Origin of the sequence: Aquihabitans sp. G128 (assembly GCF_019048865.1) — a bacterium.
GTDB lineage: Bacteria > Actinomycetota > Acidimicrobiia > Acidimicrobiales > Iamiaceae > Aquihabitans.
In genome coordinates this window covers 3967881-3979213 of record NZ_CP077604.1, presented here as the reverse complement: position 1 = coordinate 3979213, position 11333 = coordinate 3967881, and the positions used below count along the sequence as shown (strand labels likewise).

Genomic DNA, 11333 nt, shown 5'->3' with positions numbered 1-11333 from the left:
GCAGCACCGTACCCGCTGCCTGGCGGTCGTCCGGGCGCCCAGGGCCTACGATCCCGCCCGTGGAACTCAGCGAGGTGCAGCGGAACTGGGACAACCTCGGCCAGAACGATCCGCTCTGGGCCATCTGCACCGAGAACGACCGCCACGGCAACCAGTGGGACCCCGACGAGTTCTTCGCCACCGGCCGCGAGGCGGTCGACGAGGCCGTCTCGGACCTCGTGGGGCTGGGCATCGAGCTGCCGGCTGACGGCCGGGCGCTGGACTTCGGCTGCGGCTTCGGCCGGCTCACCCTGGCGCTCGCCGAGCACCTCCACGAGGTGGTCGGCATCGACATCGCCCCGTCGATGATCGCCGGCGCCGACCTGCACAACCAGGTCGGGCCCCGGGTCACCTACCAGCTCAACGAGGGCGACGACCTGGCGGCGTTCGCCGACGACTCGTTCGACCTCGTGCTGTCGATCATCGTCCTGCAGCACATCGAGAACCGCTACAAGGCCGCCTACCTGCGGGAGTTCCTGCGGGTCCTGCGGCCCGGCGGCGTGGCCTACGTGACCATCCCGAGCCACCCCAACCTGAAGACCCCCTTGGGCATCGGGTTCGCGGTGCTCCCGAACCGCGCCCTGAACTACTACCGCAAGAAGCGGTTCGGCTACGACGGGCTCATGGAGCTCCACGGCATGCGCCGCGAAGAGGTCGAGGCCGTGGTCCGCGCTGCGGGCGGCGACGTCGTCGACGTCCGGCCCGACGGGTCCGTCGGCCCCGCCTGGCACACCAACCGCTACGTCATCCGCGCCGGCTGAGCCAGCGAGCCGCTCCGCTCAGGCGGTGGAGGGCCTCGAGGCAGGCACGGGCACGCCCTTGCTCCGAGGCCGCGCCCCGGGCGATGGCGTGGCCCCACGGGCGGCACCCGGCCGGCTGCCGCGGAGGCTGAGCTCCTTCACCTGCTCGAGCGGGCCCTCGATGAGCACGAACGAGATGAGCCCGACGATGTGGCTGAGGATGACGCCGGCCACGATGATCGGCCAGAAGTAGGCGATGTCGATGGTGGCGCCGAAGCGGTAGGCGATGGCGATCAGCACGAGCTGGTGCCACAGGTAGGTGCTGTAGGACGCCAGGCCCAGCACCACCATCGGGAAGGTGGCCATGAAGCGGTTGAGCCACGAGAGCGGGCCCGACAGCGTGGCGGGCACGAGGATCAAGGCCACCAGCACGAAGTAGGCGGAGAAGCGGAAGATCTGCATGTTCAGGGTGAGCGGGCCGTCGACCGGCGGGTTCACCCACTCGAAGAACACGCAGATGGCCACCAGCAACGCATAGGAGGTGCTGGGGTGGCGCCGCCACCACTCGATCAGGCGGGGCAGCGCACCGCCGCCCCGGGCCCACACGTTGGCCAGGGCGCACAGCATGCCCAGGGCCACGTAGTCGGCGTAGGCCACCGGCCAGCTGGTGGAGCCCTTCACCTGGCCGGCCACCAGCGCGGTGCGGACCACCACGGAGATCACGATGATCGCCACCGCGACGAACACCTCGCTCTGGACCCGCTGGCGGATGGTGGAGGCGCCGGTGCGGTTGGCGATGGTGCGGGCCAGGGCGGCGAAGGCGGGCATGAGGACGTACATCGGGAAGAGCGCGGCCTCGAACCAGGCGGCGGGCAGGCCCTTCTGCAGCAGCTCGGGGCTGTACACCTGGGTGAGCGTGTAGAGCTGCAGGTAGCCGCGGAAGGTGTCGGGCCGGAAGATCGGCACGACCAGCAGGTACACCGTGAGCACGATCACGTAGAAGAAGTAGATCCGCACGATCCGCTTCCAGATGTAGCGCTTGGCGCTGGGCGGCTCGGCCCCCGTGAGGTTGGCCGTCACGAACGGGCGGTAGGCCACGAACCCGGCCAGGGCGAAGAACACCGGGACCACGAACGCCAGGCTGTGGAACGGGGTCATGAGCGGGATGGTGTGCTCCACCCGCGCCGCCAGGATCACGTGGGCGACCACCACGAACGACGCGGCCCAGGCGCGGTAGCCGGCGAGCGGCAGGAGGTCGGTGGCCCCCGCGGGGATGGAGAACGGCGACGGCCGGGGCTTCTGGTCCGGGCGCACCACCTCGGCGCGCTGCGGGAAGCGGATGCGGCGGCGCAGCGCCTCCACCGGCAGCTGCACCGCATAGTAGGTGAGGGCAGCGAGGGTGCCGGCGAACATGAGGGTGCAGAACGTGAGCGGCAGCAGCATCGATGCCGAGTAGCCGCCGATGTGGTCGACCAGCTCGTCGATGACCAGCACGTGCCACAGGTAGAGGCCGAACGAGAGCACCGCGAGGGCCTGGAGCGGCTTGGCCGAGAGGAACCGGCGGACCGGGTGGCGCTCCGGCCCGAAGAGGCTGATGCCGATGAGCGTGGCGCCCAGGAACAGCGCCGAGGCGATGCGGAAGGCGCTCCAGTACGCGGGCGCTTCCTCCAGCGGCGGGAGCGGCGACGGGATGCCGATGAAGATCACCATGACCGCCGCCACCGCGATGGCCGTCGACCAGGTCCAGCTCCACCAGCGCTCGAGGAACCGCGGCAGGCGGTTGCCCTCCGACACCCACGCCGAGGCGATGGCCATGAGCATGCCGGTGGCCAGCATGTCGGCGCACGAGGGCACGTCGGTGATGTAGCGCTCGCCGACGCCGAAGCCCAGCCGGACCGCGGGGCCGATGAGCCAGAAGGCGGCCACCACGGCGAGCTCGCCCATGAGGCGGCCGTAGGCGTCACGGGCGCCGAGCCACCGGGCCACCCACCGCACCAGGCGGGAGAAGAGCGGGAGCATCAGGTAGAAGGTGAACTCCACCGAGAGCGTCCACGCCGGCCCGACGCCGGAGAACACCAGCCGCTTGTCGAAGGTCTGGAGCAGGAAGACGACCTTGGCGAGGTCGACGGCGTTGTGGATCTCGCCGAAGCCGCGCACCACGAGGTAGGCGGCCAGCACGGCCCAGTAGAGCGGGAACACCCGCAGCATGCGGCGGAACACGTAGGTGCGGGTCTCGGGCGGGTCGGTGTTGCGCAGGTGCGCCACCACCCACGGCCGGTAGTTCAGGAAGCCCGACAGCACCACGAAGATCACCAGCGGCGCCCGCAGGGGGTTGCTGAGCGGGGTGTCGGGCGCCAGCGTGAGCGACATGGTGTGCTCGAGCAGGATGCCGACCGCGGCGAGGGCCCGGATGCCGTAGAGGCCGGGGAAGATGCTGCCGCCCTTGGCCGGCGCGGCCGCCGGCACGACCTCGGCGGGGACCGCCCCCGACGCGGCCACCGCCACCATCAGGTCCCGCCCGGGTTGAGCTCGGGGATGATCTGGTCCTGGCGCTGGTCGTCGCCGTCGCGCAGGGCGATGGTGCCGTCGAACGTGCCGACGGTGAGCGAGCGGATGCGGGCCTGGCGCCCGGTGCCGTCGCCCGCCGGGGCCATCAGCCCGATGCCGGTCGCCTGGGACAGGGCCTTGTCGTCGATGCGGCTCCGGACCAGCCCGTTGAGCATCACGCGGAAGCGGGTTCCGGACTGCTGCACGCCGACCTCGGTGCCGTCGAGCGCCTGGCCCACCAGCACCCGCACGACGTCCTCGCGGCCGTCGACGACCTTGACGATGTTCCAGCCGCCGTACGAGGGCGCCGCCCGGATGCCCCAGTAGTTGGCCGGGTCCTGGTAGCGGAAGATGAGCTCGGCGCCGTCGGCCAGGGTGGCGAAGGTGGCCTCCACCGACGACCGGGGCTTCGCCTGGAGGATGGCGAAGGTGGCGCCGGCCTGCGAGGCCTCGCCCACGGCGCCACCGTCGACGGTCCAGGTGCCGGCCTCGTAGGTCCAGTCGCCCAGCGCCTTCGACGTGGGCAGGTCGCCGTCGGGCCCGGCCCGCAGGAACTCGATGGTGTCGCCCTCGACGTGGACCGAGCTGGTGGGGCCCCGGCCCACCAGGCCGATGGCCACCAGCATCAGCACGGCGTAGAGGATCCCGTAGCCCATCCGCCCCCGCTTGCTGGTGGGGAAGAGGCTGTAGGTCATCCGCACCGGCTCGCCGGTCTGGTGGCGGTCCTTGACCGGCGCAGCCGCCTCGGGGGCCCCGAGGGGACCGTCGCCGAGGTCGCCGCCCTGGTCCTCGGGGTCGGTGAGCTCGGTGCCCACGCCGACGTCGGTCACGAGTCGCCCCGCCCTGCGGCGAGGAGCGCCTCGCGCTCCCGGTGGAGGCGGGGAGCGAGCAGCTCCTCGACGGGCAGGAGCCGCAGGCGGACCTGGTTGCCGGGCAGCTCCTCGCGCAGCCGGCGGCTGAGCTGGTCGGCCGAGGCGCGGTCGGTGAAGGGCAGCAGCACCAGGACGTCCTGGCCCAGCTCGGCGGCCACCGCAGCCGGGGCCACCTTCTCGAGCAGGGCGGACAGGTCGCCGGCCAGCGTCACGTCGTGCAGCTCCAGCAGGTAGAGCGAGGCCGACCGCCCGTAGTTCTTGGCGATGCGGCCGAGGTCGCGCACCATCTTGGCGGAGTCGGAGAGGATCTTGATGTGGCTGCCCTGCACCGAGGACCACCGCACCGGCATCTCGTGGATGTCGGCGCCGACGGCGTTGGTGAGGGCGAGCAGCTCGACGTCGAAGGCCCAGCCGTGCTCCTTCATGAGGTGGAACACCACCCGGGCCACCGGGGCCCGGAAGCCCTTGAACCCGCACTGGAAGTCCGACAGGCGCAGGCCCATGGCGTTGCGGGACATGGTGAGGAAGAGGCGGCTGACGTTGTCGCGAGACGGCGTGAGGCCGGCGGCGACCGCACCCGGGGCGTACCGCGAGCCGATCACCGCGTCGTGCTCCTCGAGGTGGGCGACCATCTCGGGCAGGTGCTCGAGGTCGGTGGCCATGTCGGCGTCCATGAACATGATGAGCCCGCCGGTGGCGTCGGCGACCCCCGCCTTCACCGCGGCGCCCTTGCCCCGGTGCTGGTCGAGCTGCAGGACCCGCGCCCGGGGCAGCCCGGCCAGCAGGTCGGCCGCCACCGACACGGTGGAGTCGGTGGAGCAGTCGTCGACGAGGATGACCTCCCAGTCGTGGTCGGCCACCGCCTCGCGCAGCCTTGGCAGCGCCAGCGGCAGCCGTTGGCTCTCGTTGTAGGCCGGGATGACGATGGACAGCTCGGGGACGCCGTCACCGGTCCCCCACTGCTCCACCACGTGGTAGCGGGGCAGGGTGGGCTCGCCGGGCGGGGCCGATCGGCCGGGCCGGCTGGAGGCGAGCGCGGCGTCGGCCACCTCGAGGAACTTGTCGGTGGTGGCGTCCCAGCTGTAGTCGCCGGCCCGCTGGCGGGCGGCGGCGCCCAAGCGGTCCCGGAGCTCGGCGTCTCGCCCGAGGGCCAGCCAGTGCTCGACGAACTCGTCGTCGGTGCCGGCCAGCAGGCCGGTGGTGCCATCCTCGATGGCGTCCTGCACGCCGGGGACCCGGAAGCCGACGGTGGGCGTGGCGTGCGCCGCCGCCTCCATCACCACGATGCCCCAGCCCTCCCAGGCGGCCGGGTGCACCAGGGCCCAGGCCTCGCCGAAGAGCTGCTGCTTCTGCGCCTCGTCGACGCGGCCGATGAGCTCCAGCCCCTCGGGCAGCGGGCGACGGCGCAGCGCCTCGGCGGACGGGCCGTCTCCGGCCACGACCAGCCGACCGCCCACCTGGTGGCGCACGGTGGGCCACAGGTCGAACAGGAGCTCCATCCGCTTGTGCGGCACCATGCGGCCGAGGGCCAGGAAGAGCGGCTCGGGCGAGCGGGCCCCGAGCTCCAGCGGGACCTCGACCCCGTTGGGCACCAGGTGGATGCGGGCCGGGTCGACGCCGAGGGCGGCGAGGCCCGCGCTGGTGGACGGCGAGACGGCGATGAACGACCGGTCGCGGTAGACCCGCGGCATCACCCGCTGCTCGAGGGCCCGGCCGACGCTCGCCATCGGTGCCGAGAACCGCTGGGACCACTGGTCGGTGTGGATGTGGTGGACCAGGCAGATCGACGGCTTGTCCCGCCAGGCGCCCACGAAGAAGGGGATCCCGTTGGCGACGTCGACCACCAGGTCGCGGTCGCGGAACTGGCGGGCGTAGGCCACCGGCGCCAGCGCGTACTGGCTCAGCTCCCCGCCGTTGGCGACGATCTCGTAGTCGCGCGGCGCGATCGGCCCGCCGGTCATCACCGCGACGTCGTGGCCCCGCAGGGTGAGGCGGCTGGCCAGCTGGTCGACCAACTGCTCGGATCCACCCGCCTGGGCGTTCGCGAGGTCCCGCCACGCTACGAACAGCAGTCGCAAACCACGTCTCCCCTGCTCCCAACTGGCCCCCTGGGCGACGTGTCCAGGGCGGCCCCACGGTACTCGGCCCGGCCGCGGCGACCGCCAGCGCCCGTCGACGCCTCCGGCGCCGCCCCTACGATGTCGCCCGATGGCCAACCCCGTGGAGCCGGCGCCGGCCACCGACCCCGGTCCCCGCTGGCTCGCTGCCGCCCTCGGCACGGTGGCCGGCCTGGTCCTCGTGGGCCCCGGCCTGCGCCGAGGCCTCCTGCTGAACCTCGACCTCGCCGCGCCGCCCGAGCTCCGGGTCCCGCCCGGCACGTGGGGGCTCGGGCCCGCCCTCACCCAGCGCGTCCCGCTCGGCACCATCGAGGCCGCCATCGGCGTGCTGCTCGGCGGTCCGCTCACCGTGAAGCTCCTGATCGTGGCGACGGTGGCCGTCGCCTACGCCGGCATGGAGCGGCTGGCCCGGCCCGCCTCCGCGCTGGCCCGCCACGGCGTGGCGCTGGCCTACGCCGTCGGCCCGTTCGCCGCCACCCGGCTCGCCGTCGGCCACCTCAACGTGGCCTGGGCCGTGGCCACCCTGCCCTGGGCGCTGCCGACCCTGCTGCGCCCCTCCCGCTCCACCCGCCGCACGTTCCTGGCCTTGCTCGTCCTGGGCCTGGGCGGCACGGCGAGCGCGGTCCTGGGCCTCGGCGTCGTCGCCGTCGGGCTGGCGGTCGACGGCCGCCGTCGGGTCCTGGCCGTCGGGTGGACGGCGCTGCTCGCCTCGCTGCCCTGGCTGGTCCCCAACGTGGTCGTCCTCGCCCAGGGCGCGTCGGTGGTGGGGGCCGACCCGTTCCGCACCGACGTGCCCGGCCCGGCCGGCGCCCTCCGCCTGGTGGCCGGCAGCGGCTTCTGGATCCCGGGCCTCCAGGTCGGCGGGACGGGGCTGGTCGCCATGGCGGCCGGGACCGCGCTCCTGGGCCTCGCCGCCTTCGGGTGGCGGCGGTTCGACCCCGACCTGCGCACGCCGGCGACGGTGGTCGCGGCGGCCGGCCTCCTCCTCGCCGTGGCCTCGGCCGCCCCCGGCCTGCGGACCGGGTGGGATGCCCTCTCGGACGGGCCCCTCGGCGCGCCGCTGCGCGAGGGCCAGCGGTTCCTGGTGCTGTGGCTGGTGGTGGCCCTGCCGCTCGCCGCCCTGGGCGCCGACCACCTCGCCCGCCGGGCGAGCGCGGCGCTGGCCCCCACGGTGGCGGCGGTGCCGCTCGCGCTGGGCCTGGCGCTGACGGCGCCGGCGGCCTTCGGGGCCCAGGGAGCCTTCGAGCCCCGCCACCTCCCGTCGGGTTGGGCCGGGGCCGAGGCCCAGGTGCGGGCCCACCCGGGCACCACGCTCGTCCTGCCGTGGCACCTCTACTACACCGCCTCCTTCGCCGATGACCGCAACGTGCTCAACCCCGGGCCCGACGTCCTCGGCGGGGACACCATCTCCAGCTACGACCCCGAGGAGGGCGACAGCGGCCAGGAGCAGCTCGACACCCGGCCCGCCGAGGCCGAGCGGATCCTCGACGGGTACCGGAAGGGCCGACCCGGCGCGGCGAGGCTCGCGGCCCTCGGCGTGAGGTGGGTGTTCGTGCCGCTGGAGTACGACTGGTCGGTCTCCGGCAAGGCGCTGGCCGACGATCCCGGCCTCCGCCCGGTGCCGGTGGGCGACCGCGTGCTGCTCTACGAGGTCCGGGGGTGGGCCGGCCCGCTGCGCACGCCCACCGGCGGACGGGCCGACGTCCCCGCCACGTTCGCCCCGTTCCGCACGGTTCCCCGCTCGGGTGGCACCTGGGCGTTCCCCGGCACCGGTGGCTGGCTCCGCGGGACCGAGGGCGTCGAGGTCACCGACCTCGGGCTGCTCCGCGTGCCGGCCGGCAGCGGTCCGCTCTGGTACTGGCCCGCCGTCCCGATCCTGCTCGGGGACCTCGTCGCCCTCGCCTGGGTGGCCCGCCTGGCGGGCGCCTGGATCGGCGACCTCCGGGCCGCCCGCCCGGCGCCCGAGCCGACGCCGACCGCCACCGGGGCGGGCGACGCCCCCACGGCACCGCCGCCCGAGCCGGAGCCCGGGCGCACGGCGACGACCTGAGCGGCGACCGGCGATGGGCTCCCAGCGCCGGCCGGGCCGGGCCGGCAGCGCCGGGTCAGTTGCCGATCTTGAGGGCGGCGGCGGTGACCAGCGACAGGGTGTCGACCGTCGCCGGCGACACCTCGCCCTTGGCCCCGCTCACCGTGGTGACCTGCCAGTTGCCCTCGCGTGCGCTGATGGTGACCAGGCCCTGGAGCCGGGCCTGCATGGCCTCGTCGCCGACGTTCTCGAGCTTCTTGCCGGCGGTGCCGAGCAGGTCGACGGTGCCCTTCCACGCCGCATCGAGCGCACCGTCGAGGGCGCCGTCGAAGCCGAGGACGTCGACCTTGAGGTTGCGCACGTCGCCCGCCGGGTTCCGCCACTCCCACTGGCACTCGTAGCCCCGCACGCCGGGCACGGGGAAGTCGTTGAGCGGGATCGGGTCGTAGGTCCGATAGGGGGCGTCGATGGCCGCGGTGATCAGGTCCTTCGAGACCCGGCCGCAGAACTCGTCGCCGTCGAGGCCGGCCGGCTTGTCGGGCACGGTGACCTTGGTCTTCCCCTTGCCGTCGCTGCCGTCGCTCTTCGAGCAACCGGCGACCAGCAACGACGCAGCCACCGCCACGACCAGGAATCCACGTCCACGCATGGCGGGCACGGTAGCGGAGCGGCCCTCACGGCTGGATTCGGGCGGTTCAGCCCCGGTTCAGCTCAGGGTGCCGCACCGATCTCCGGATACAGGTAGAGCGCCGATCCCGGGGTGATCTGCACCACCTCGATGCGATCCTCGCTCCACGACACGTCGAGCGGGCGGCGACGCAGGTCGGCCAGCCCCGCCGGATCGAGCTTCGGGCTGGTGAGGTACCCGGCCTCGAGCAGCCCGACCAGGGTCGGGTCGTAGAGCACCGCCGATGGGTTGAACGACAGCTTCTCGATGGCCAGCTTGGCTGCCAGCGGGTCGACCCCGTTGCGCCGGGCGATGGCGTTGGCGTCCTCGGCGGGGACCAGCACCTGGCCCTTGGCCTGGTCGACCAGGGCCTGGACGGTCTTGCGCCGGCCCGGGTTGAGGTCGGCGCGGTAGAGCACCTTCGCACCGGCCTCCTTCGTGGTCACCTGGTTCCGCCCCGTGCGGATGACGATCGCCGCGTCGGGACGGTTGCGGGCCAGGCTCCGGCGGTCGCCGTAGTTCGGCAGCTCGTACGACGGCAGCACGGTGGCGTGGCCTGCGGCCTCGAGGTCGACCGCCAAGGACTCCGCCAGCGAGCGCCCGGCCATGCCGCCGAACGGGAGGATCAGCACCGTGTGCTTGCCCTCGACCGCCGTGAGCACCCGGTCGTTGAGCTGGTGCTCGATCTGGAAGAGCTCACCGTCGCGGTAGTCCCTCGGCCCGGCCCCCGTGCACGAGCCGACCGTGAGCGCCAGCAGCGCCAGGACCCCGAGCCACGGGGTCTCCCAGCGCGCCCGGGTGGCGTAGCGACCTCGGCCGGCGTCCACCCACAGCGCCGCCGACCAACCGATGACCAGCCAGGTGAGCGCGCTCACCACGAAGGCCCACCGGTAGAGGTTCAGCCGGTCGGACTCGAACGCCGGCACGTTGGCGCCGATGATGGCGCCGGTGGCCGCCAGCCCCAGGGCGGCGAGCGCAGCGCGAGACAGGGCCGGCCGCGCCGACCCCTGGCGCACGACCACCCGCACCAGGAAAGCCACCACCAGCAGGGCCGACAGCCAGGCGAGGATCGAGGCGGGGGCGATGAGGTCGTTGCCGCTGAGGTCGGTGCGCCCCACCAGCGGCGGCACGCCCAGGGCCCGGACGGCCTGGCGCAGGCCGGCCGTGGAACCGATGGTCTGCCGCCCCTCGGAGCCGGTGTAGTGGGTGAGCCTCGACAGGTTCGACGGGTCGCCGGTGGCCACATCGATCAGGACCGGCAGCCAGCACAGCACCGTGACCACGAACGCCGCGCCGACCCACGGCCACCACCGCTCGCCGGGCGCTCTGGCGCGCTCGCCCCGAGGCACCCGCGGCGGCTTGGCCGGGCGGGCGCCGAGGACGACCTCGATGCTCCACGGGTCGACCTCGTCGGGCACCGCGCCGGCGTCGCCTGTCGCGACCTCGGCCGGCGTCGCCGTTCGAGCGGCGGCCGCAGCTGGTGCCGGCGCGCCGAAGGCCCCCGGCGTCGCATGGTCGACCTCGGCGCCCACCAGCGCGGCGACCGTCGCGCCCGAGCCGGGGTGGGCGTCGCGGTGGACGGCGGCGATCGGGGCCACGGGCTCCGCGCCGGACCGGACCAGCACCCCGCGCCGGGCCCGCCAGGCGTGCAGGCCGAGCCCCGCCACGCCGCCGACGGTGAGCGCGATGCCGAAGCCGAAGACGCCCAGGTGCTGTTGGGTGACGTAGGCCGACCAGAGGGCGAAGAGGGGCAGCAGGCGCCGGTCGCCATCGGCGAGCGCGACCGCCAGCACGGCCAGCGCGACCATCGGGATGCCGCCGGCGTTCGAGCTCACGGGGTCGGTGAGCTGCGCCGGCCCCTGGGCCCAGGCGATGGTCCCGACGACGAACGCGCCCCAGAGCCCCACCCCCGGGCCGGTGCGGCGGAACACCACCCAGGCCGCCACCAGGACCGAGGCGGCGTTGGCCAGGGCGGTCCAGCTGACCATCCCCATGCCCGGGCCGAGCGCCTTCATCGGCAGGGCCAGCGCGTAGAACTCGATGGGGCCGGGGTGCCGGGGGTTGGCCTCGACGTACACGCCGGCGGTGCTGGGGAGCCCGACGAGGGGCGGGTCGTCGCTGAACACGTCGAAGCCCTGCAGGGCGATGATCCCGTTGTCGCCACTGGGCAACCAGTCGGCGGCATGGGCGCGGCCGACCGCCACGGCGAACGGGAGGGCCAGCAGGACCACGACGATCGCCGCGACCTGCCTCCCACGGTGATCGAGGTCCCGCAGCCGGTACATGTGGCCCAGAGGGTACTTCCCGACCCGCGCGGCCCCG

7 protein-coding genes are annotated in these 11333 nt (G+C 73.9%); 2 read left to right on the top strand and 5 right to left on the bottom strand.

Annotated features, from left to right (window positions below; genetic code table 11):
- Positions 1-59: 59 nt before the first annotated feature.
- Positions 60-800: a class I SAM-dependent methyltransferase gene (locus KSP35_RS19055; RefSeq protein ID WP_216997353.1), complete on the top strand. Its 741-nt coding sequence runs from the start codon at positions 60-62 to the stop codon at positions 798-800.
- Between the two features lie 18 nt (positions 801-818).
- Here KSP35_RS19055 and KSP35_RS19050 read toward each other — a convergent pair whose 3' ends face one another.
- The 3 genes from KSP35_RS19050 to KSP35_RS19040 are packed head-to-tail and all read right to left on the bottom strand — an operon-like array spanning position 819 to position 6213.
- The gene (locus KSP35_RS19050; protein WP_216997352.1) at positions 819-3287 is read right to left on the bottom strand and encodes an acyltransferase; all 2469 of its coding nucleotides are present in this window, start codon (positions 3285-3287) and stop codon (positions 819-821) included.
- A complete protein-coding gene (locus KSP35_RS19045; RefSeq protein ID WP_216997351.1) occupies positions 3287-4156 on the bottom strand; it encodes a hypothetical protein in 870 nt (289 codons plus the stop codon). The genes KSP35_RS19050 and KSP35_RS19045 overlap by 1 nt, the downstream gene beginning before the upstream one ends.
- Entirely contained in the window at positions 4153-6213 is a 2061-nt protein-coding gene (locus KSP35_RS19040) for a glycosyltransferase (protein ID WP_216997350.1), read from the bottom strand. Before KSP35_RS19040 ends, KSP35_RS19045 begins: the two co-directional genes overlap by 4 nt.
- A 193-nt stretch (positions 6214-6406) precedes the next feature.
- On the opposite strand from KSP35_RS19040, the gene KSP35_RS19035 reads away from it, so the two are divergent.
- Positions 6407-8365 (top strand): hypothetical protein, encoded by a 1959-nt coding sequence (locus tag KSP35_RS19035; protein ID WP_216997349.1) that lies wholly within the window; start codon positions 6407-6409, stop codon positions 8363-8365.
- Positions 8366-8420: 55 nt separating this feature from the next.
- Here KSP35_RS19035 and KSP35_RS19030 read toward each other — a convergent pair whose 3' ends face one another.
- Both KSP35_RS19030 and KSP35_RS19025 read right to left on the bottom strand, forming a co-directional pair.
- Positions 8421-8993 (bottom strand): hypothetical protein, encoded by a 573-nt coding sequence (locus tag KSP35_RS19030; protein ID WP_216997348.1) that lies wholly within the window; start codon positions 8991-8993, stop codon positions 8421-8423.
- Between the two features lie 62 nt (positions 8994-9055).
- Positions 9056-11296, bottom strand: coding sequence for a hypothetical protein (locus KSP35_RS19025; protein WP_216997347.1), 2241 nt, complete (start codon positions 11294-11296; stop codon positions 9056-9058).
- Between the last annotated feature and the right edge of the window lie 37 nt (positions 11297-11333).